General features: G+C 74.1%; 21 protein-coding genes. 16 read left to right on the top strand and 5 right to left on the bottom strand.

All coding sequences use genetic code 11. The features are described 5' to 3' along the window. The first annotated feature begins 17 nt into the window (after positions 1 to 17). The 3 genes from glmS to IH48_RS34390 are packed head-to-tail and all read left to right on the top strand — an operon-like array spanning position 18 to position 3708. Positions 18 to 1865, top strand: a complete 1848-nt coding sequence (glmS, locus tag IH48_RS0115140; RefSeq protein ID WP_030903756.1) for a glutamine--fructose-6-phosphate transaminase (isomerizing) — start codon at positions 18 to 20, stop codon at positions 1863 to 1865. Between the two features lie 21 nt (positions 1866 to 1886). Then, positions 1887 to 2255 carry a holo-ACP synthase gene (locus IH48_RS0115135; protein WP_030903754.1) on the top strand — a complete coding sequence of 123 codons (369 nt, stop codon included), beginning with the start codon at positions 1887 to 1889 and terminating at the stop codon, positions 2253 to 2255. 4 nt (positions 2256 to 2259) lie between these two features. Beyond that, positions 2260 to 3708, top strand: a complete 1449-nt coding sequence (locus tag IH48_RS34390; RefSeq protein WP_030903751.1) for an NAD(P)H-hydrate dehydratase — start codon at positions 2260 to 2262, stop codon at positions 3706 to 3708. Here the strand turns inward: IH48_RS34390 and IH48_RS0115125 are convergent. Then, positions 3698 to 4546: a D-alanyl-D-alanine carboxypeptidase family protein gene (locus IH48_RS0115125; protein WP_037842147.1), complete on the bottom strand. Its 849-nt coding sequence runs from the start codon at positions 4544 to 4546 to the stop codon at positions 3698 to 3700. The two genes, IH48_RS34390 and IH48_RS0115125, sit on opposite strands and share 11 nt — an antisense overlap. Before the next feature lie 408 nt (positions 4547 to 4954). Between IH48_RS0115125 and IH48_RS0115120 the strand changes: the two genes are divergently transcribed. The 7 genes from IH48_RS0115120 (at position 4955) to IH48_RS0115090 (ending at position 12826) form a co-directional block, all read left to right on the top strand. Next, complete coding sequence (locus tag IH48_RS0115120; RefSeq protein ID WP_051839797.1) at positions 4955 to 6943, top strand: glycoside hydrolase family 9 protein; 1989 nt, start codon at positions 4955 to 4957, stop codon at positions 6941 to 6943. Positions 6944 to 7092: 149 nt separating this feature from the next. Continuing rightward, entirely contained in the window at positions 7093 to 7857 is a 765-nt protein-coding gene (locus IH48_RS0115115; protein ID WP_078849739.1) for a FadR/GntR family transcriptional regulator, read from the top strand. Next, positions 7854 to 9209 (top strand): CynX/NimT family MFS transporter, encoded by a 1356-nt coding sequence (locus IH48_RS0115110; RefSeq protein WP_234434254.1) that lies wholly within the window; start codon positions 7854 to 7856, stop codon positions 9207 to 9209. The genes IH48_RS0115115 and IH48_RS0115110 overlap by 4 nt, the downstream gene beginning before the upstream one ends. Before the next feature lie 47 nt (positions 9210 to 9256). Then, positions 9257 to 10459, top strand: coding sequence for an alanine racemase (gene alr, locus IH48_RS0115105; protein WP_030903742.1), 1203 nt, complete (start codon positions 9257 to 9259; stop codon positions 10457 to 10459). A 58-nt stretch (positions 10460 to 10517) separates the two neighbouring features. After that, complete coding sequence (locus IH48_RS0115100) at positions 10518 to 11804, top strand: alpha/beta fold hydrolase (RefSeq protein ID WP_420705487.1); 1287 nt, start codon at positions 10518 to 10520, stop codon at positions 11802 to 11804. An 11-nt stretch (positions 11805 to 11815) separates the two neighbouring features. Then, positions 11816 to 12406 carry a tRNA (adenosine(37)-N6)-threonylcarbamoyltransferase complex ATPase subunit type 1 TsaE gene (tsaE, locus tag IH48_RS0115095; protein WP_030903739.1) on the top strand — a complete coding sequence of 197 codons (591 nt, stop codon included), beginning with the start codon at positions 11816 to 11818 and terminating at the stop codon, positions 12404 to 12406. Positions 12407 to 12592: 186 nt separating this feature from the next. Further along, entirely contained in the window at positions 12593 to 12826 is a 234-nt protein-coding gene (locus IH48_RS0115090; protein ID WP_030903738.1) for a hypothetical protein, read from the top strand. A gap of 111 nt (positions 12827 to 12937) precedes the next feature. Here the strand turns inward: IH48_RS0115090 and IH48_RS0115085 are convergent, their stop codons facing one another. Further along, a complete protein-coding gene (locus IH48_RS0115085) occupies positions 12938 to 13501 on the bottom strand; it encodes a L,D-transpeptidase (RefSeq protein WP_030903736.1) in 564 nt (187 codons plus the stop codon). Between the two features lie 143 nt (positions 13502 to 13644). Between IH48_RS0115085 and tsaB the strand changes: the two genes are divergently transcribed. Genes tsaB through IH48_RS0115065 form a run of 4 tightly spaced genes read left to right on the top strand, consistent with a single transcriptional unit; the run spans position 13645 to position 16217 of the window. Continuing rightward, positions 13645 to 14313, top strand: coding sequence for a tRNA (adenosine(37)-N6)-threonylcarbamoyltransferase complex dimerization subunit type 1 TsaB (gene tsaB, locus IH48_RS0115080; RefSeq protein WP_030903734.1), 669 nt, complete (start codon positions 13645 to 13647; stop codon positions 14311 to 14313). Between the two features lie 41 nt (positions 14314 to 14354). Continuing rightward, positions 14355 to 14858: a ribosomal protein S18-alanine N-acetyltransferase gene (gene rimI, locus IH48_RS0115075; RefSeq protein WP_030903732.1), complete on the top strand. Its 504-nt coding sequence runs from the start codon at positions 14355 to 14357 to the stop codon at positions 14856 to 14858. Beyond that, positions 14851 to 15960, top strand: a complete 1110-nt coding sequence (gene tsaD / locus IH48_RS0115070; protein WP_051839795.1) for a tRNA (adenosine(37)-N6)-threonylcarbamoyltransferase complex transferase subunit TsaD — start codon at positions 14851 to 14853, stop codon at positions 15958 to 15960. The genes rimI and tsaD overlap by 8 nt, the downstream gene beginning before the upstream one ends. Continuing rightward, complete coding sequence (locus IH48_RS0115065) at positions 15957 to 16217, top strand: hypothetical protein (RefSeq protein ID WP_030903729.1); 261 nt, start codon at positions 15957 to 15959, stop codon at positions 16215 to 16217. Before tsaD ends, IH48_RS0115065 begins: the two co-directional genes overlap by 4 nt. Before the next feature lie 25 nt (positions 16218 to 16242). On the opposite strand, the gene IH48_RS0115060 is transcribed toward IH48_RS0115065, so the two are convergent. Beyond that, a complete protein-coding gene (locus IH48_RS0115060; RefSeq protein WP_030903728.1) occupies positions 16243 to 16752 on the bottom strand; it encodes a DinB family protein in 510 nt (169 codons plus the stop codon). 196 nt (positions 16753 to 16948) lie between these two features. Between IH48_RS0115060 and IH48_RS0115055 the strand changes: the two genes are divergently transcribed. Next, positions 16949 to 17323 (top strand): hypothetical protein, encoded by a 375-nt coding sequence (locus IH48_RS0115055; protein WP_030903727.1) that lies wholly within the window; start codon positions 16949 to 16951, stop codon positions 17321 to 17323. 16 nt (positions 17324 to 17339) lie between these two features. Here the strand turns inward: IH48_RS0115055 and IH48_RS0115050 are convergent, their stop codons facing one another. Next, positions 17340 to 18011 (bottom strand): class I SAM-dependent DNA methyltransferase, encoded by a 672-nt coding sequence (locus tag IH48_RS0115050; RefSeq protein WP_030903725.1) that lies wholly within the window; start codon positions 18009 to 18011, stop codon positions 17340 to 17342. 50 nt (positions 18012 to 18061) lie between these two features. Next, complete coding sequence (locus IH48_RS0115045) at positions 18062 to 19249, bottom strand: THUMP-like domain-containing protein (protein WP_030903724.1); 1188 nt, start codon at positions 19247 to 19249, stop codon at positions 18062 to 18064. 463 nt (positions 19250 to 19712) lie between these two features. Here IH48_RS0115045 and IH48_RS0115040 point away from each other — a divergent pair, with 463 nt between their 5' ends. Then, positions 19713 to 20564 carry a polysaccharide deacetylase family protein gene (locus IH48_RS0115040; protein ID WP_234434275.1) on the top strand — a complete coding sequence of 284 codons (852 nt, stop codon included), beginning with the start codon at positions 19713 to 19715 and terminating at the stop codon, positions 20562 to 20564. Positions 20565 to 20568 lie beyond the last annotated feature (4 nt).

Below are 20568 nucleotides of genomic sequence, written 5' to 3'. Positions count from 1 at the left end.
ACCGTAGGCTGCACTTTATGTGCGGAATCGTGGGATATGCCGGTCCTCAGTCGGCGCTCGACGTGGTCATCGCCGGGCTGAGACGCCTCGAATACCGCGGCTACGACTCCGCGGGCGTCGCCGTGCTCGACGGCGGCGGCCTCCTCGCGGCGAAACGCGCCGGCAAGCTCGTCAACCTCGACAAGGCGCTCGCCGAGGCGCCGCTGCCCGCCGGGCCCGTCGGCATCGGGCACACCCGCTGGGCCACGCACGGCGCCCCCAACGACACCAACGCCCACCCGCACCTCGACAGCGCGGGCCGCGTCGCCGTCGTCCACAACGGGATCATCGAGAACTTCGCCGCGCTCCGTGCCGAGCTGGCGGGGCGCGGCCACGTCCTGGCCTCGGAAACCGACACCGAGGTCGTCTCGCACCTGCTCGCGGAGGCCTTCGCCGGATGCGGCGACCTCGCCGAGGCGATGCGCCGGGTGTGCCGGCGGCTGGAGGGCGCGTTCACGCTGGTGGCCGTGCACGCGGACGCGCCCGACGTGGTCGTCGGCGCACGCCGCAACTCGCCCCTCGTCGTCGGCGTCGGCGAGGGCGAGACGTTCCTCGCCTCCGACGTCGCCGCGTTCATCGCGCACACGCGCGACGCGATCGAGCTGGGCCAGGACCAGGTCGTCGAGGCGCGCCGCGACGGCGTCACCGTCACCGGCTTCGACGGCTCGCCCGCCGAGGTGCGCTCGTACCACGTCGACTGGGACGCGTCGGCCGCCGAGAAGGGCGGCTACGCGTCCTTCATGCTCAAGGAGATCGCCGAGCAGCCGAAGGCCGTCGCCGACACGCTGCTCGGCCGCGTCGACGGCGAGGGCACGCTCTCGCTCGACGAGGTGCGCATCCCGGCGGCCGTGCTGCGCGAGGTGGAGAAGGTCGTGGTCGTCGCGTGCGGCACCGCGTTCCACGCCGGGCTCATCGCCAAGTACGCCGTCGAGCACTGGACGCGCGTGCCGTGCGAGGTCGAGCTCGCCAGCGAGTTCCGCTACCGCGACCCGATCCTCGACGCCCGCACGCTCGTGATCGCCATCTCCCAGTCGGGCGAGACGATGGACACGCTGATGGCGCTGCGGCACGCGCGCGAGCAGGGCGCCAAGGTCCTCGCCATCTGCAACACCAACGGCTCCACGATCCCCCGCGAGTCGGACGCCGTGCTGTACACGCACGCGGGCCCCGAGGTCGCCGTCGCCTCCACGAAGGCGTTCCTGACGCAACTCGTCGCGTGCAACCTCGTCGCGCTCTACCTGGGGCAGGTGCGCGGCACCAAGCGGAGCGACGAGATCCGCGCCGTCGTGCGCGAACTGTCGCACGTCCCCGAGCAGGTGGCGCGCGTCCTGGAGACGATGGAGCCGGTACGTGAGCTGGCCAGGTCGCTCAGCGACAAGCCGACCGTGCTCTTCCTCGGCCGCCACGTCGGCCACCCGGTGGCGCTGGAAGGTGCGCTCAAGCTGAAGGAACTCGCGTACATGCACGCCGAAGGGTTCGCCGCGGGCGAGCTCAAGCACGGCCCGATCGCGCTGATCGAGCGGGACCTGCCGGTCGTCGTGGTCGTACCCTCGCCGCGTGGCCGCTCCGTGCTGCACGGCAAAATCGTCTCGAACATCCAGGAGATCAGGGCGCGCGGGGCCAGGACCGTGGTCATCGCCGAGGAGGGGGACGAGAGCGTGCTGCCGTACGCCGACCACCTCGTCCGGGTGCCCGCCACGCCCGCGCTGCTCCAGCCGCTGGTCGCCACGGTGCCGCTGCAGGTCTTCGCCTGCGAACTGGCGACGGCGCGCGGCAACGAGGTGGACCAGCCGCGCAACCTGGCGAAGTCCGTGACGGTGGAATGAGACGAGGGGAGTTGGCGTGGCGTGATCATCGGGGTGGGGATCGACGTGGCGGAGATCGACCGGTTCGGGCATTCGCTGATGCGCACCCCGCAGATGCGCGAACGCCTCTTCGTCGCGGCGGAGTTGCTCCTGCCCGACGGGGAGCGCAGGGGCATCGCGTCGCTCGCGGCCCGGTTCGCGGCCAAGGAGGCGCTGGCGAAGGCGCTCGGCGCGCCGGGCGGCCTGCGCTGGACCGACGCGGAGGTGTACGTGGAGGACAGCGGCAGGCCGCGGCTGCGCGTGAGCGGCACGGTCGCCGCGCGCGCGGCCGAACTCGGCGTGAGCGCCTGGCACGTCTCGCTCAGCCACGACGCGGGAGTGGCGTCCGCCGTCGTCATCGCGGAGGGTTGAGGACATGCGGACTGCTTACGACGTGGAGACGGTCAGGACAGCCGAGCGCGAGCTCATGGCGCGGCTGCCCGACGGCACGCTGATGGCGCGCGCGGCGGCCGGCCTCGCCGCCGTGTGCGCGGGGCTGCTCGGGCGGGTGTACGGGGCGCGCGCGGTGCTGCTCGTCGGCAGCGGCGACAACGGCGGCGACGCGCTGTACGCGGGCGCGCGCCTCGCACGGCGCGGCGCCCGCGTCAGCGCCGTGCTCCTCGCGCCAGGCCGCGCCCACGAGGGCGGCCTCGCGGCGCTGCGCCGCGCGGGCGGGCACGTGCTCGGCGCGCAGGACGACCCGTACGCGGCGATCGCCGGCGCCGACGTCGTACTCGACGGCATCACCGGCATCGGCGGGCACGGCGGGCTGCGCCCCGACGCGATCCCCCTGGCGCGCGCGGCGCGCGCGTCCGACGCGGTCGTGGTCGCGGTCGACCTGCCCAGCGGGGTGTCCGCGGACACCGGCGAGGTGGCGGGCGAGGCAATGTCCGCGGACGTGACGGTCACCTTCGGCGCCCACAAACCGGGCCAGTTGATCGACCCGGCGGCGGAACGCGCGGGCGTGGTACGGCTCGTGGACATCGGGCTCGCCCCGCACCTCCCCTCGTCGCCCGCCGTGGAGGCGCTGCAGCACGCGGACGTGGCACGGCTGCTGCCGGTCCCAGGCGCTGAGAGCGACAAGTACAGGCGCGGCGTCGTCGGCGTCGTGGCCGGGTCGGCGAAGTACCCGGGCGCGGCGGTGCTCGCGGTGGCGGGCGCGCTGCGCGGCGGCGCGGGCGCCGTGCGCTACGTGGGACCGGGCGGCGACGCGGTGCTCGCCCGCCACCCCGAGACGCTGGTCAGCGACGGGCCGCCCGCGAAGGCCGGCCGCGTGCAGGCGTGGGCGGTGGGCCCGGGCCTGAGCGGGGGACCAGGGCTCGACGACGCGCTCGCCTCGGACGTACCGGTCGTGATCGACGCGGACGCGCTGCACGCCCTGGACGCGGCCACCGTACGGGCGCGCACGGCGCCCACCCTGCTCACCCCGCACGCGGGCGAGGCGGCCGCGCTGCTCGGCGTGGAGCGCGCCGAGGTCGAGTCGGGCAGGCTGGCCGCCGTACGCGAACTCGCCGCGCGCTACGGCGCGACGGTGCTGCTGAAAGGCTCGACAACGCTGGTCGCCGACCCCGACCCGGCCACCCCGGTACGGGTCAACGCGACCGGCACCGGCCTGCTCGCGACCGCGGGCAGCGGCGACGTCCTGACCGGCCTGACGGGCTCGCTGCTCGCGGCCGGACTCGCACCGAGGGACGCCGGCTCGGTCGGCGCGTACCTGCACGGCCTGGCGGCCCGCCTCGCGGCGCGCGGCGCGCCCATCGCCGCGCACGACGTGGCCGACCACCTGCCGGCCGCGTGGCGCGACGTGTGCGACGTCAGCGCTTGAACGCGTAGTCCATGAGCCTCTTCGCGTCCGCCGAACGGTGCGCCACGGACGAGGAGGCCAGGACCGCGCCGACGACGGTCCTGCCGTGGCGCGTCGCCGCGAAGACGAGGCAGTACTTCGCCTCGGGGCCGGAGCCCGTCTTGACGCCGATGGCGCCCGGGTAACTGCCGAGCAGCTTGTTGGTGTTGGTCCACGCCATGTAGCGGTAGCCGCCGTTCCTCGTGGTGACCTTCTGCTTGGTCGACCTCGTCCGCACGACCGTGCGGAAGGTGCGGTACTCCAGGGTGCTGCTCGCGAGTTTCGCCAGGTCGCGCGGCGTCGAGTAGTTGTGCCCGTTGCCGATGCCGTCGAACGAGTCGAAGTGCGTGTTCTTCAACCCGAGGCTCTTGGCCGTCGCGTTCATCTGCCCGACGAACGACCTGACGCGCGCGGCGCGGGTGGAGCCCTTGCCGAACCTGTCCGCGAGCGCGTAGGCGGCGTCGCAGCCCGAGGGCAGCATGAGCCCGTACAGCAACTGCCCGACGGTCACCTTGTCGCCGACGATGAGATGGGCGGACGAGGCGTTCTTCGCGACGATGTAGTCGCTGTACGCCTTCTGGATCGTCACCTTGGACTTCAGGTTCAGGCCCTTGTGCGCGAGCACCACACGGGCGGTCATGATCTTGGTGGTTGAGCCGGTGGACCTGCGGGTGTCGGCCGCCTTGCCGAAGTAGCCCGCGTGCGTCGCGTCGTTCATCACGTACCCGCCCTTGGCGACGATCGACGGGGGCTTCGGCGCCGCCTGGGCCGGGGTCGCGATCGCGCCTGTGGCGAGGACCGTGCCGGCGGCGGCCGTCAGCGCGGACGCGCGGTGGACGGTACGGTTCCTGGTTTTCACGTCGGTTGCTCCCCAAAGCACTCGATGTGCCGTACGGCCGGCACCACTTGCCCGCGCGACGGCCGGGACACGGCCGGGGTCGCCTCGGCGGCCCGGACTCCTGCCGGGCCCGCCCGGCGCGCGTGCGCGTTGTGTCCCGGTCTCGAACGCCTCACCGTAGCCGCTTGGTCCGGGCCGGACGCGGCTCATGGGCGAGCGCCGGCGTGCGGGAGCGGGGTGCTGGGGCGTGCGCAGTGGCTTCGGCCACGAACGGGTGCTGATGCACGGGGCCTTGACCTCTCGATCGCACGGCCCTACGGTCGCGAATTGTTTGGAAAGTTTCCTTTCAATCATCCGGACTTCCCTCGCTTCCCTCGTCGTGGAGGATCCATGTCCGCTTCCCAACCCGCCGATCGCGACCGCGACCACGACTCCGACCTGCCCGACCACGACCGCACGCGGCGGCGGCTGCTGCTCGGCGGCACGGCGGCGCTCGGCGCCGGAGTCGCGGGCGGCCTGGTGCCCGCCGCCGCTCAAGCCGCCCCCGCGCACGCGCCCGCCTCCGGCTCGGCCACCGCCGAAACCGTCTCCAAGGGCGGCCCCGGCCGCGGCGCCCGCGTCCATGCGAACAACGTCGGCTACGAGGCCGCGGGCCCGAAGCGCGCCGTCATCGTGGCCCGCACCGACTCCCGCCGCCCCGTCAGGTACCGCGTCGTGGACGCCGGCACGGGCCGCACGGCGTACCGCGGCACCGCCCGTCGCGCGGGTGCGGTGCCCGACTGGCGCGACGACCACTGGCCCGCCACCCCGCAGTACCACTGGGTCGCCGACTTCTCCGCGCTCACGGCGCCGGGCCGGTACGTGCTCGTCCTGGACGGCGGCGCCGCGAGCGACGGGCCCGCGGCCGATTCCGCACCCTTCCGTGTCGAGGCGGGAGTGCTGGAGCGCAGGACGCTCTCCCACGTCGCGCACTACTTCAAGGACTCGCGTTCCAGCGGGCAGTACGACAAGACCGATCGCTCGCTGGTGCCGTCCGGCGGTACGCGCCCTGTCGATGTGCACGGCGGCTGGTACGACGCCGCCGCCGACTGGGGCAAGCACTTCACGCAACTCTCGGACACGACGTACTTCAACACCCTCTCCATCCCGCTGACCGCCTGGGCGATGCTCGCCACCCACGACGCCCTGGTCGCGCGGAAGAACTCCGACTTCACCGCTCTGGTGGGCTGGTTCCTCGAAGAGGGTCTGTTCGGCGCCGACTATCTGGTGCGTGTCCACAAGCCGGGGGCCACGTTCTACAGTTCCATCTCCCAGGACGAGGCGTCCGACCTCGGCGCGGACCCCGCGAAGCGGACGCTCGACGGCACCCAGGTCGCCTACCGGGAGGGCGCGGGGCTCGCGATCGCGGCGCTCGCGCGGGCGAGCACGTATCCCGTCTCGGGCGACTACGCGCCCGCCGACTACCTCGCCGCGGCCGAGGACGCGTTCGCCTACCTGGCGACGCACAACGCGGGGATGGTCAACGACGGCAAGGAGAACATCCTCGACGACGCCAACGGGCTGCTCGCGGCGGTCGAACTGGCCGGGGCCACCGCGGGGAGCGCGAAGGCGGACGGCTACCGGGAGGCCGCCGACGGCCGCGCCGCGCACCTCATGGCGCGCCTCGCCCAGTGGAGGACGTACCACGACTACTGGCGCGCGGACGACAAGGACCGGCCCTTCTTCCACCCCTCCGACGCCGGGCTGCCCGCCGTCGCGCTCCTGACGTACCTGGACATCGCCGACGATGCCACGGCGCGGCGGGTGCGGGAGACGGTCCGCCGTTCCATGGAGTTCGAGCTCGCCGTGACCGCGGAGGTCGCCAACCCCTACGGCTACGCACGCCAGTTGGTGCAGGACGCCGAGGGCAGGCGCTACAGCGGCTTCTTCTTCCCGCACAACGTCACCCCGCGCAGCCAGGACGCGTGGTGGCAGGGCGAGAACGCGCGCGTCGCCTCGCTCGCCGCCGCCGCGCGGCTCGCGGCGGCCAAGCTCGGCGACCGGGCGCTCGCGCGGCGTCTGCACGCGTACGCGACCGCGCAGCTCGACTGGGTCCTCGGCGCGAATCCGTTCAGCGTCTGCATGATGGAGGGCCACGGCAACGAGGTGCCGCTCTACCAGGAGTACCCGGACCCGGTGAGGCTCGGCCACGGCTCCTACCGGTGGTTCCGCTCGGCGGGCGGGATCGTCAACGGCATCACGGGCCGCGCCACCGACGGCTCGGGGCTCCAGTGGGACCCGGGTGAGGCCGAGACCGGGCCGAACACGGACTGGCGCTGGCTGGAGCAGTGGCTGCCGCACGCGACCTGGTACGGATACGCGGTGGCGCTCGGCGGCTGAGGACGACGCCCAGGCCGTGCGGCCCTGGTCTCCCGCCCCGAGCGGGGAACCAGGGCCGCGCGCGTACCGATCACCCTCAGACATGGGATGTTAGGCTGTCTGCCTAAACATGGGATGTTCGGCTGATTGCGACGACAGGGAGGTGCGGCGTGCCGATCCACGCGGCGGAGCGGTCGAACCTGGTCGACCGGGTGATCGAGCAGCTCCAGAGCCTGATCGAGTCGGGCGAGTGGGCGGTGGGGACGAAGATCCCCGCGGAACCCGTGCTCACGGAGATGCTCGGCGTGGGCCGCAACACCGTGCGCGAGGCCGTCAGGGCGCTCGGCCACAGCGGGATGCTGGAGGCCAGGCAGGGCGACGGTACGTATGTACGGGCCGCCGACGCGCTGGGCGCGGCCCTGCACAGGCGGTTGCGGCGCGCGGGCCACCTGGAGGCGTTCGAGGTCCGCTCTGGGCTCGAACGCGACGCGGCCAGGCTCGCGGCCGGCCGGCGCACGGAGGCCGACCTGGCGGCGCTGCGGTCCGCGCTCGCCGAGCGCGGCGCGGCCTGGCGGTCCTGCGACACCGACGCGTTCGTACGGGCCGACGTCGCCTTCCACCGCGCGGTGGTCGCGGCGGCGCACAACAGCATGCTCGCCGACCTCTACAGCCACCTGTCGGACGGACTGCGCGCGGCGATCGCCTCCATCGCCGACGCGCCGCTGCCCGCCCCCGAGCGCGCGCAGGCCGACTCGCACGCGGACCTGCTCGCGGCGATCGAGTCGAGCGACCCGGAGGGAGCGACGGCCGCCGTGGCGCGCTACATCGACGAGTCCGTCACGTCCCTGCGCAGGCTGCAGGATGCGGACCCGCTGCCGCGGGGTGCGGGGTACCCGGCCTCGGCGGCAGGCCGCGAGAACGGAGTCCCGAAGTGAGCTCCGCTTCCGGCGGCACGGACAGCGGCTCGGCCGCACGCACCGCCGAAGACGGGTCCATGACCGTGGCCGGGACCAGCGCCCCGGACGCCACGTGGGCCACCGGGGCGGGCGCGGCGACCGGGGCCGGCGAGCCCGCAGGGGGTGCGGCGAAGCGCGCCCGCGCCGGGCTCCTCCTCGGCGTCGGCGTCATCGTCCTCGCGCTGAACCTGCGGCCCGCGATCGTCGCCGCGTCGCCCATGCTCGACACGATCCGCGCGGGCACCGGCATGTCCACGGCCACCGCGGGGCTGTTGACGACGCTGCCGCTGCTCTGCTTCGGGCTGCTCGCGCCCTTCGCGCCGCGGCTCGGCCGCAGGCTCGGCATGGAGCCCGCGCTGCTGCTGACGATGGTGGCGATCTGCTGCGGGACCGCGCTGCGGCTCATACCCTCGATGGCCGCCCTGCTCGGCGGCACCGTCGTCGTCGGCGCGGGCATCGCCGTCGCGAACGTCCTGCTGCCAGGCGTCATCAAGCGCGACTTCGCCCACCGGGTGGGCCTGATGACGGGCCTCTACTCGATGTCGCTGTTCGGCGGCGCGGCCCTGGCCGCGGGCGTCACCGTGCCCGTCGGGCACGCCCTCTCCCTGGGCTGGCGGCCCACGCTCGCGCTGTGGGGGCTGCTCGCCGTGGTCGCGCTCCTCGTGTGGGCGCCGCAGGTACGCCGTCACACGCGCGCGTCCGCCGCGGGGGCGGGCGCGGCCGGGCACCCCGTACGGGGGCTGTGGAGCCACCCGGTGGCCTGGCTGGTCACCGGATACATGGGGTTGCAGTCGCTGTCGTACTACGCGGCCGCCGCCTACCTCCCGACGATGCTGACCAACGCGGGCATGGCGCAGTCGGCGGCAGGCTGGATGCTCTCCTTCTCCAGCCTCCTCGGCATCGCGGGCGCCTTCCTCAGCCCGGTGCTCGCCGCGCGCGGTGTGCGCCCCGGGCTGCTGGCGACGGTCGGTGCCGTACTCACGGCGGGAGGCTTCGCCGGCATGGCGGCGGCGCCGGTCGGCGGCGCGTACCTGTGGATGGTCCTGCTCGGCCTCGGCCAGGGCGCGGCCATCTCGCTGGCGATGCTGTTCATCGTGGACCGCTCGCCCGACACCCGGCACGCCGCGCAACTGTCCAGCATGGCGCAGTGCTTCGGCTACCTGCTGGCCGCTACGGGGCCGCTGGCGCTGGGCGCGGTGCACCAGGCGACCGGCGGCTGGACCGTGCCGCTGATCATCCTCATCGTGCTGCTCGTCCCCCAGACGGCCGTGGGCCTCGGCGCCTCGGTCGACCGGCACGCGGCGCCGGAGCGGCGTGACGCGGTCGGGTGACGTCCGGTGGGCGGAGCGACGGCGTCCGTTCTGAGACACTTGGCGCGATGACCGGAAACCACCAGAACTCACGTCACGTCAGGGCGCGGGCCGAGATCGACCTCGGCGCCCTGCGCGCCAACGTGCGCGCGCTGCGCGCCCGGGTCGCGCCCAGTGGCGCGCAGGTGATGGCCGTCGTGAAGTCCGACGGGTACGGGCACGGCATGGTGCCCGCCGCACGCGCCGCGCGTGCCGCCGGGGCGCGGTGGCTCGGGACCGCCACCCCGCACGAGGCGCTCGCGCTGCGTGCCGCCGGCGTCGACGGCCCTCTGATGTGCTGGTTGTGGACGCCTGGCGACCCGTGGGACGCGGGCGTCGAGGCGGACCTCGACATGTCGGTCAGTGCCCTGTGGGCGCTGCGCGAGGTCACCGGCGCGGCCCGTGCCGCCGGCCGGACCGCGCGCGTCCAGCTCAAGGCCGACACCGGCCTCGGGCGCAACGGCTGCCAGCCCGCCGACTGGCCGGAACTCGTCGGCGCCGCGCTCGCCGCGCAGGAGGCCGGCGAGGTACGGGTGACGGGCCTGTGGTCCCACTTCGCGTGCGCGGACGAGCCCGGCCACCCGTCCATCGCCGCACAGCTCGACGTGTTCCACGAGATGGTCGCCCACGCCGAGAAGGAGGGCGTCGACCCCGAGGTGCGGCACATCGCGAACTCCGCGGCCGCGCTCACCCTGCCCGACGCCCACTTCGACCTCGTGCGCCCCGGCATCGCCACGTACGGCATCTCGCCGAGCCCGGAGCTCGGCAGGCCCGCGGACTTCGGGCTGCGCCCGGTGATGACGCTGTCCGCGTCGCTCGCGCTGGTCAAGCAGGTGCCCGAGGGGCACGGCGTCAGCTACGGGCACACGTACCACACCTCACGCGAGACCACGCTCGGCCTCGTGCCGCTCGGCTACGCGGACGGCATCCCGCGCCACGCGTCGGGCCGCGGGCCCGTGCTGGTGGGGGAGGGCGGCGCCTGGCGGCGGGTGGCGGGGCGGGTCGCCATGGACCAGTTCGTGGTCGACCTCGGCGGCGAGCCCGTCGCCGAGGGCACGCGCGCCGTGCTTTTCGGCCCGGGAGACCGGGGCGAGCCGACCGCCGAGGACTGGGCGGAGGCGGCGGGCACCATCGCGTACGAGATCGTCACGCGCATCGGTGCGCGGGTCCCGCGCGTCTACCTGCACGAGGACGAGGACGAGGACGCGGGCGCGGGCCAGGAGTCGGCGTGACGCCACCGGGGAAGACAACAGCCGGACGGGCGGTGCGGAGGCGGAAGGACGGACGCGCGTGAGCGACGGCGGAGCGGCACGGGACGTGGCCCGGGCCACCAGCGCCACGGTCGGGGCGGGCGCGACGGCCGCCTCGGCGGTCACCGGCGCGTGGCGCCGCGCGGGCGTCGCGGGCGCGACGATAGGGGTGATCGCCGCGAGCGCCGCGGCGGGCGTCGCCATCGACCGGCTCACCGTCAGCCGGGGCATGCGTCGCAGGGCGCGCCTCGCGCTCGACGTGGCGGGCCCGTACGGTGCGCTGCGCGGCACCCCGGGCCGCGCGATCGCCGACGACGGCACGGAGCTGTACGTCGAGATCGACGAGGCCGAGGGGTCCGGGGAGGCCGGCAGGGCCGCCCACACCGCTGCGCACGCGGCACGCGCTGCCGGCGCGGGCAGGGCTGGCAGCGCGGCGCGGCACGGGCCCACAGCGCCCGGCGGGCCCGTCACCGTCGTGTTCAGCCATGGTTACTGCCTCAACCAGGACTCCTGGCACTTCCAGCGGGCCGCCCTGCGCGGCCGCGTCCGTACCGTCCACTGGGACCAGCGCAGCCACGGGCGCTCCGGGCGCGGCGTCGCCCAGGGCGGGCCGGGCCCCGAGCCCGTCACCATCGACCAGCTCGGCCGCGACCTGAAGGCCGTCATCGACGCGGCCGCGCCCGAGGGACCGCTCGTGCTCGTCGGCCACTCCATGGGCGGCATGACGATCATGGCGCTCGCCGAGCAGTACCCCGACCTCATAAGGGAGCGCGTGGCCGCCGTCGCACTCGTCGGCACGTCGAGCGGCAGGCTCGCCGAGATCACGTACGGCCTGCCCGCCTTCGGCGTCAACGCCGCGCGCCGGGTACTGCCCGGCGTGCTCAAGGCGCTCGGCTCGCAGGCAGGGCTCGTCGAGAAGGGCCGCAGGGTCACCGCGGACCTGTACGCGGGCGTGATCAAGCGCTACTCGTTCGGCTCCGAGGACGTGGACCCGGCGATCGCCAGGTTCGCCGAGCGGATGATCGAGCACACTCCGATCGACGTCGTCGCCGAGTTCTACCCGGCGTTCGCCGACCACGACAAGGTGCGGGCGCTCGCCGTCTTCCGGTCCACCCCGGCGCTGATCCTGGCCGGCGAGGGCGACCTCATCACGCCCAGTTCGCACAGCGAGGCCATCGCGGAGGTGCTGCCCGACGCGGAACTCGTCCTCGTGGAGCGCGCGGGCCACCTCGTGATGCTGGAGCACCCCGACGCCGTCACGGACCGGCTGACCGGCCTGCTGGCCCGCGCGGGCGTGCCCGGGTTCTCCCCCGGAGCTTGCCCGTAACGTTGGCCCGTATGGAAGCACCGCGCAACAGTCCAGCACCAGCCCAGGGCCACGCCCCCGTGCCCGGCCACGCCACGACGGCCGGAATCGCCGTCGACGCCCCCGAGCGCATGCGCGACCTCGGCAGGGAACTCGCCGCCCTGCTGCGCCCCGGCGACCTGGTGATGCTCACGGGCGAGCTGGGCGCGGGCAAGACGACCCTGACGCGCGGCATCGGCGAGGGCCTCGGCGTGCGCGGGGCCGTCACGTCGCCGACGTTCGTGATCGCGCGCGTCCACCCGTCGCTGTCCGGCGGCCCGGCGCTGGTGCACGTCGACGCGTACCGGCTGGACGGCGGCCTCGACGAGATGGAGGACCTGGACCTCGACGTGTCGCTGCCCGACTCCGTCGTCGTCGTGGAGTGGGGCGACGACAAGGTCGAGGAGCTGTCGGACACGCGCCTGCACGTCGTCATCGAGCGCGCCACCGGGGACGCGGGCGGCACCGCAGGCGCCGCAGGCGTCGCACCCGAGGAGGACGAGCGGCGGCGTGTCACCCTCACGGGGTATGGGCAGCGCTGGACGGACGGGGCGCTCACCGCGCTGGGCGCGGCCTTCGCGTGACGCGCGGGCCGTTGTGCCCGGGCCGCTGTGCCGGTTCCGCTGTGTCGGGGCCGTGCCCGTTTCGAACATCCCGACAAGATGTCGGCACGATGTTGCGCGGCCCGCCGCCCGCGTGGTCACATGGGAAAAGCACCAGGTGGTTAGGGCTACCTCACCACGCTTGCCCCCGGAGCCCAGGAGGCAGTCATGACGGCGTCCCAGCGCGAGCCACAACCACAGCAGCGGTCACAGTCCCGCACCCCGGCGGGTCCGCACGGCGCCGAGCCGTCCGGCGTGCCGATGAGCGACCTGCTGGCGTCGTGCGCCGCGGCGTCCGCCGTGTCGACGCCGCCGGCGGACGGCTCCGAGGAGGAGCCGGAGCCGCAGGCGCCCCCGGCGGACGCGACGGGCAGGCGCGGCCGGGCCGTCGCGACGCGCTGACCGGCCCCGACGCGCTGACCGGCCCCGACGCGCTGACCGGCCGCGGAGCGGGGTCCGGCGCTGAGGCGCGGCCCGCGGGACCCGGAGTGGTGGGCTACGGCCGACGGAGCCTCACGGCACCACGACGACCGTCGAGCCGAACGTCGCGAAGTTCCACAGCGCGTCCCCGTCGGCCGTCTTCATCCGCACGCCGCCCGTCTTCTTCGACGGGTCCGGGCTCGCCATCGAGCCGTTGCGCGCCGCGCTGAAGCCGATCACCGTGCCGTCCTCCTTCGCGAAGAGGACCACGTGCTCGATCGGCACGCCGTCGGACCCGGTGATCTGATCGGTCCTGCTGGTCACCGTGTAGGTGCCGGGCTTTGGATCGACCGTGCTCGGCTGCACCGTGAACGTACGCGTCGCCTTGCCGTCCCTGGCGACCAGCCACACCCGCTCCGCCTTGAGCGCGTACACCACCCGCGCGCCGTCGCCCGAGTCCGCCGGCAGCGCGCGCGGGTCCTTGCGCGGCCGCTGGGGCCCCGCGGCGCCGTGGGACGCGGAGGCGCCGGGCGACGCCGATGCGGCCGTGGCGGGGTGCGAGGGCGCGTGAGCGGATGCCTGGACCGCGAGGAAGCCGACGGCGGCCAGGGCCGCGGCCGTGAGCCCGGCGACCCATCCGGAGCTGCTCCGTGACACCTGTCCTCAGCCACCTCTCGCGCATTCGCACGGCCGTACGGCCGTCTGGGCCTGTATCCGTGTTGACGCGGCCGACGGTAGCAGCAGCGTACGAGCGGACCGGGACGCCGCGAGCCCTGCCCCCGTGGCCGTAGGCTGTTCGCGTGCTTCTGCTTGCCGTCGATACCGCCACCCCCGCCGTGACCGTCGCCCTGCACGACGGCACGCGCGTCGTCGCCGAGGAGAGCGACGTCGACGCGCGCCGCCACGGCGAACTGCTGCTGCCCGCCGTCGACCGCGTGCTCGCCGCCGCAGGAGCGTCGCCCGGCGACATCACGGACCTGGTCGCAGGAGTCGGGCCCGGCCCCTACACGGGGCTGCGCGTCGGCATCGCGACCGCCCTGACCTTCGGCTCCGTGCTCGGGGTGCCCGTGCGCGGGCTGTGCACGCTCGACGGGCTCGCGTACGCGGCCGGCCTCGACACCCCGTTCGCCGTCGCGACGGACGCGCGCCGCAAGGAGGTCTACTGGGCGCGGTACGCGGACGCCCGCCACCGCGTGGGCGAACCCGCGGTCGACCGGCCCGCGGACATCGCCGAGGCCCTCGCGGGACTGCCGATCGTGGGCGCGGGCGCGGCCCTGTACCCGGAGGCGTTCCCGGACGCCCGCGAGCCGCTGCACCAGTCGGCCGCCGCGCTCGCCGGGCTGGCCGCCGAGCTGCTCGCGACCGGCGCCGGCGAGCGCGGGGGCGCGTTCCTGCCGCCCCTGCCGCTGTACCTGCGCCGCCCGGACGCGCAGGTGCCGAAGAACTACAAGGTGGTCACCCCGACGTGAGCCACGCAGCGAGCGAGCACGCGGACGCCGTCCTGCGCGAGATGCGGTGGTGGGACATCGACGCCGTGCTCGAACTCGAGGACGAGCTGTTCCCCGAGGACGCCTGGTCGGTGGGCATGTTCTGGTCGGAGCTCGCGCACGCGCGCGGCCCGCACGCAACCCGCCGCTACGTCGTCGCCGACGAGGGCGGCAGGCTCGTCGGGTACGGGGGCCTCGCGGCGGTCGGCGGCGTGGCGGACGTGCAGACGATCGGCGTCACCCGCGACCACTGGGGCGGCGGCCTCGGCGCCCGGCTGCTCACCGAGCTGCTGCGGCACGCCACCGCGTTCGAGTCGAGCGAGGTGCTCCTTGAGGTGCGGGTGGACAACACGCGCGCCCAGAAGCTCTACGGGCGCTTCGGCTTCGAGCCGATCGGCTTCCGCAAGGGCTACTACCAGCCGGGGAACGTGGACGCGCTCGTGATGCGGCGCGACATGCGCGACATGAAGGAGGCCCCGCCGGGCGAGACCGGCCGGGGCCCGGGAGGAACGGACACTGATGGCTGACGAACCACTCGTCCTCGGCATCGAGACGTCCTGCGACGAGACGGGCGTCGGCATCGTGCGCGGCACGACACTGCTGGCCGACGCGATCGCGTCCAGCGTCGACGAGCACGCGCGCTTCGGCGGCGTGGTGCCCGAGGTGGCGTCGCGCGCCCACCTGGAGGCGATGGTCCCGACGATCGAGCGCGCCCTCGCCACCGCGGGGATCAGCGCACGCGACCTCGACGGCGTCGCCGTGACGGCGGGACCCGGCCTCGCCGGGGCGCTGCTCGTCGGGGTGTCGGCGGCGAAGGCGTACGCGTACGCGCTCGGCAAGCCGTTGTACGGGGTCAACCACCTGGCCTCGCACATCTGCGTCGACCAGCTGGAGCACGGCCCCCTGCCGGAGCCGACGATGGCGCTCCTCGTCAGCGGCGGCCACTCGTCGCTGCTGCTCGCCCCCGACATCACCTCGGACGTGCGGCCGCTCGGCGCGACGATCGACGACGCGGCGGGCGAGGCGTTCGACAAGATCGCGCGCGTGCTGCACCTCGGCTTCCCCGGCGGCCCCGTCATCGACCGGCTGGCGCGCGAGGGCGACCCGGCCGCGATCGCGTTCCCGCGCGGCCTCACGGGCCCGCGCGACGCGCCGTACGACTTCTCGTTCTCCGGCCTCAAGACGTCCGTGGCGCGCTGGATCGAGGCGAAGCGGAACGCGGGCGAGGACGTGCCGGTGCGCGACGTCGCCGCGTCGTTCCAGGAGGCCGTCGTGGACGTCCTGACGCGCAAGGCGGTACGCGCGTGCCGTGACGAGGGCGTGGACCACCTGATGATCGGCGGCGGCGTCGCGGCCAACTCGCGGCTGCGCGCCATGGCCGAGGAACGCTGCTCGCGCGCGGGCATCACCCTGCGGGTGCCGCGCCCCGGCCTGTGCACGGACAACGGCGCGATGGTCGCGGCGCTGGGCGCCGAGATGGTCGCGCGTGGCCGCTCCGCGTCGGCGTGGGAGCTGTCGGCCGACAGCTCGCTCCCGGTCACGGACCCGCACGTACCGGCGCACGACGCGGTCCACGCACACGCGCACGCCCACGCGGCGGCCCATGCGGCGGGGGCGGCGCGCCGGTGACCGTCACGCTGATGTGGGAGGCGCGCGCGGCTGAGGGCCGCGGCGAGGAGCTCCTGGCCTGGGCGAGGAGCCGGCGGCCGGCCGAGGAGCCGCTGCGCCGCGAGACGTTCCGCGCGCCGCAGGACAGGGTCCTCGTCCTGACGTGGTGGCCGGGCACGTACGCCACGCCGGTGCCCGAGCTCCCCGACCCGCCGGCGGACCTCGTCACGCGCCCGGTGCACCGCTGGCGCTTCGAACCGGTGGACGAGAACGGCTGACGGGGCAGGCGGGCCGGTCGTCCGGCTAGGCGCCCACCGTCCCGTCGATGGCCTCCCGCAGCAGGTCCGCGTGGCCGTTGTGGCGTGCGTACTCGTGCATCATGTGCAGCATCACCATGCGCAGCGACACCTCCTCGCCCCACTTCTTGCTGACGCCGGTGACGTCCAGCGAGGCGGCCTCTCGCTCGATCCTGCGTGAGTGCTCGACCTCGGCCTCCCAGGCGGCGAACGCCTCGGCGCGGGTGGCGCCCGTCGCGTCGTAGGCCACCTGGTAGTCACCGGTGTCCGACCAGACGAGCGGCAGGTCCTCGCCGCCGATCACCATCCGGAACCAGGTGCGCTCCACCTCGCACATGTGCCGCACGAGCCCGAGCAGCGAGAGTGTGGACGGCGGCATCGAGCGTCGTCGCAGCTCGTCGTCGTCCAGCCCCTCCGCCTTCATGGCCAGCGTGGCCCGGTGGAAGTCGAGGAAGGCGCGCAGCATCTCGCGCTCGCCTCCTGTGGACGGGGGCTCCGGTCGGTTGTCGACGGTCATGCCGGGCAGCGTATCCGGGGTCCGGCGCCGCGGCGGCGCGGTCAACGTCGTGACGGGATCGCCGCTGGTCAGTGGCGTACGCGGCGCTCTCGTCCGGCGAGTGACGCAGGAGGCGTCCCTTGTTGAAGCCGTTCCTACCCCGTACGTCCTATTCTGGAAGGGAACACGCATGCGCCATCGGGTGAAGGGGCGGCGGATGAACTGGTTTTGGTGGATATTCGTCTTCTTCATGGTGGGCGGGTTCAGCTGGCTCGCGGACACCGGCCGCTCGGCGCTCAAGACCAGGCACGAGAGAAGGATGGAGCGCCTGAAGCTCGCCGAGAACGGGCGTCTCGCGATCGAGGAGTCCCACAAGCCCCCGGAGGCCGTCTGCGGCTGCACCCATCACCTGGCGAAGCACGACAAGACAGGCAAGTGCCACGAGGACGTGCGGTCCCCGGTCGAGTGGGACGGCGAGAAGAAGCCGCTGCGGTTCGAGCTGCGGCAGTGCAACTGCCAGCAGTACGTCGGCCCGCAACCGCTCTCGAAGATCTACGCGGACGAGCTCACGGACCTCGACAACCTGGAGTGACCGGCGCCCCGCGCTCTCAGGCGGGGCGCTCGGCCATGACGACCACACCCGGCCCGCTGTACTGCTCCGGAGGGAGCCGGAGCTCGGCGACCGGGCCCAGCCCTGTCTGCTCGATCAGCCCCACGAACTGCTCGGGCGGCCACTTGTGCGTCGTCCAGCGGACGGCGACACCACCGTAGGCCTCGGTGCGCCGCAGGTCCTCGTCGCCGACGTGCGTCGCGGCGATGAAGCACCCGCCGGGCTTGAGGGCGCGTGCGAACGAGGCGAGGACCTGGGGCAGCACGTCGCGCGGCAGGTTGAACAGCGACCACCACCCGAGGATGCCGCCGTACGACGCCTCCGCGAGATCGAGCTCGGTGGCGGAGGCGACGCCGAAGCGGCACCGCGGATGGAGGCGGCGCGCGTTCTCGACCATGCGGGGCGAGAGATCGACGCCTGACACGTCGAGCCCGCGCTCGTCGAGGTACGCGGTCACGGTCCCGGGCCCGCACCCGACGTCGAGCACGGGCCCGAGCTTGCCCACGGAGTCGGCGAAGGCGTCGATGGCCGCCTTGTGCCACGGGTGGCCGCGGATGTCGCCGATCCCGGTCGTCAGCACCATGTCGGCGTAGTTGTCGGCGACGCGGTCATAGGACTCGCGCACGATGTCGAGGTCGGCCGGCCGGTCAATGGGGTGTCGTGCGCGCATCGCCCGACCATAGGCCCATAGAGGCCACTTGGGCGGGTGCCGGCCGACCGCTACCCGGCGGCCGGTTTTCCCAGCAGCATGCTCGGGGCGCCTGCCACGCGGGTGAGGAAGACCGTCGCCTCGTTCCTGCCCTTCAGCTTCAGCTTCCTGCGGAGCTCCTCCGGTTCCACCGCCGAGCCCCGCTTCTTCACCGTCAGGATCCCCACCTCGCGTTCCCGCAGCAGCGCCTTGAGGCGTTTGAGGTTGAAGGGGAGGACGTCGGTGATCTCGTACGCCGTCGCGAACGGCGTGCGGTGCAGGGTGTCGGACGTGACGTACGCGATCGTCCCGTCGAGCAGGCCCGCGTCCGGGAGGGCGGTCACCGCCTCGGCGATGAGGTGGGCGCGGATGACCGCGCCGTCCGGTTCGTACAGGTAGCCGCCCGGCGCGCGCACCGCTGGGTCGGGGAGGTCGTGGGAGGCGACCGTGGCGCCCTCGGGCAGGAGGGTCGCCGTGCGGGTGGGGGGCAGGCCGGGGGCGTGCCAGAGCACCGCCTCCTTCACGTCGCCGCCGTGGGAGACCCACTCCGCCGCGAAGTCGTCGGGCACCAGCTCGTGCGGGATGCCGGGCGCGATCTTGATCGCGCCGAGGCCCGTGCGCCGTACCGCGTCGATCGCCCAGGACAGCGGCGGCGCGTACGCCTCGGGGTCGAAGACCCTGCCCGAGCCGCGCCGTCGCGCCGGGTCGACGAAGAGGGCTTCCGCGCCCGCCAGGTCGTACGTCGTGGCGTCCGCGCACACCACCTCGGCCCGCGGCCCCGCGGGCGCGAGCGCGTGTACGTTCGCGGCCGCGATCTCGGCCGTCAGGGGGTCCTTGTCGACCGCCATGACGGAAATGCCGGCGCGCGCGAGTTCGACCGCGTCGCCGCCGATGCCGCAGCACAGGTCCGTCACCCGCCGCACGCCCAGCGCGCGCAGCCGCGCGGCGCGGTGGGCCGCGACGGCCGACCTGGTCGCCTGTTCGACGCCGTTCGGCGTGAAGTACATGCGGTGGGCGTCCTCGGCGCCGAACTTCGCCACCGCGCGCTGCCGCAGTCGCGCCTGGCCGAGCGCGGCCGACACCAGGCCGGCCGGGTGGTCGCGGCGCAGGCGGGTGGCGAGGGCCAACTCGTGCGCCGGGTCGTGATCGCGCACCTGGGCGAGCAGGGCCTGGCCCTCCGGGGTGAGCAGCGGCGCGAGGGTCGGTGGTTCTTCGGTCACCGGCCCATTGTCGGCCAGGCGGGCTGTCGGCCAGGCGGGGGACCGTGTGCGCGTGGCGGCGGCGCCTGCGCGGCGGCGGCCCCAGGCGCTGGGAGGATGCGGCGCCATGCGACTAGTACGACAAACAGAACAATTGATGAAGGATCGGGTGGGGGACCGGACCCGCCTGGGTCGGCGGGCGCGCGCCGTCGCCGCCGCGCTCCTCGTCGCCGCCGTCGGCTCGGGGTGCGCGGCGGGCCGGGCGGGGGACGCCGGAGACGCGGGCAAGGCCGGGTCCCCGGGGATCGCGGGCGCCGCCGGCGTCGCCGAATCCGTTGCCCCGGCGGCCGGCGCCACCGGCTCGACCCCGGCCGCCTCGGCGTCGCCCTCCGGGTCCGCGTCCGCCTCCGCCTCGGACTCCGTATCCCCCTCGCGCGGCCCTTCGCGGGCCGCGTCCGGCGCCTCGGGCCGTCCCACCCCGGCCCTGCGGCCCGCGTCGAATACCGCGTCGAAGGCCGCGACGAAGCCCGCGCGACCCGCCGCCGGCGCGGCAGCGGGCGCGCACGCGAAGCGGCCCGCCGGGGCGCTCGCCGACTACGCCTCGCGGCTCAAGGCCTCGGCCGCAGCCCGCCTCGCGACCGCCAAGAAGTGGGGACTGACCGCCGCACCGCTGGTCCCGCCGCCACCGCCCACCGTGAAGCCGCGGATCACGACCCGCAAGGGGTTCGGGGTCAAAGGCGGGGACGCGGGCCTGCCGCCCGTCTTCACCCGCGTCCCCACCAAGGACAAGGTCGTCTTCATCACCATCGACGACGGGTCGGAGAAGGAGCCGCAGTTCATCAAGATGATGTCCGAACTGCACGTCCCGTACAGCGCCTTCCTCACCGACTACCTGATCAGCGACGACTACGGGTACTTCACCAAGGTGCAGGCCTCGGGCGTCACCCTCAACAACCACACCCTCACCCACCCCTACCTCCCCGGCCTCAGCCACGCGAAGCAGGAGCACGAGATCTGCGGCCAGCAGGACAAGCTCGCCAAGGAGTACGGCAAGCGCCCCACGCTGTTCCGCCCGTCGTACGGCAACTACAACCGCGACACCCTGAGCATCGCCAAGTCCTGCGGCATCAAGGCCGTACCGCTGTGGGAGGCGGAGGCGTTCCCCACGCACATGGACTGGCGTGACGAGGCCCACTTCGAGCCGGGCGACATCATCCTCACGCACTTCCAGGGCCGTTCCGAGTGGGACGCCACCATGGTCGAGAACATCAGGAACCTGCTGCAGCGCATCACCGACCAGGGCTACGCCGTAGCCAGGCTGGAGGACTACGTCTGAGAGA

Source organism: Streptomyces sp. NRRL F-5126 (genome assembly GCF_000721265.1).
Lineage (GTDB): Bacteria > Actinomycetota > Actinomycetes > Streptomycetales > Streptomycetaceae > Streptomyces.
Note: the sequence above shows the minus strand (reverse complement) of the source record. Positions and strands in the feature narration are given on the sequence as shown.

What these genes read in the sequence shown, in the direction of transcription:
- tsaE (WP_030903739.1), top strand. Translation starts at nt 11,816, where the DNA reads ATGGAAGCACCGCGCAACAGTCCAGCACCAGCCCAGGGCCACGCCCCC.
- IH48_RS0115120 (WP_051839797.1), top strand. Translation starts at nt 4,955, where the DNA reads ATGTCCGCTTCCCAACCCGCCGATCGCGACCGCGACCACGACTCCGAC.
- IH48_RS0115050 (WP_030903725.1), bottom strand. Translation starts at nt 18,011, where the DNA reads ATGCGCGCACGACACCCCATTGACCGGCCGGCCGACCTCGACATCGTG.
- IH48_RS0115060 (WP_030903728.1), bottom strand. Translation starts at nt 16,752, where the DNA reads ATGACCGTCGACAACCGACCGGAGCCCCCGTCCACAGGAGGCGAGCGC.
- rimI (WP_030903732.1), top strand. Translation starts at nt 14,355, where the DNA reads ATGCGGTGGTGGGACATCGACGCCGTGCTCGAACTCGAGGACGAGCTG.
- glmS (WP_030903756.1), top strand. Translation starts at nt 18, where the DNA reads ATGTGCGGAATCGTGGGATATGCCGGTCCTCAGTCGGCGCTCGACGTG.
- IH48_RS34390 (WP_030903751.1), top strand. Translation starts at nt 2,260, where the DNA reads ATGCGGACTGCTTACGACGTGGAGACGGTCAGGACAGCCGAGCGCGAG.
- IH48_RS0115055 (WP_030903727.1), top strand. Translation starts at nt 16,949, where the DNA reads ATGAACTGGTTTTGGTGGATATTCGTCTTCTTCATGGTGGGCGGGTTC.
- tsaD (WP_051839795.1), top strand. Translation starts at nt 14,851, where the DNA reads ATGGCTGACGAACCACTCGTCCTCGGCATCGAGACGTCCTGCGACGAG.
- alr (WP_030903742.1), top strand. Translation starts at nt 9,257, where the DNA reads ATGACCGGAAACCACCAGAACTCACGTCACGTCAGGGCGCGGGCCGAG.
- IH48_RS0115090 (WP_030903738.1), top strand. Translation starts at nt 12,593, where the DNA reads ATGACGGCGTCCCAGCGCGAGCCACAACCACAGCAGCGGTCACAGTCC.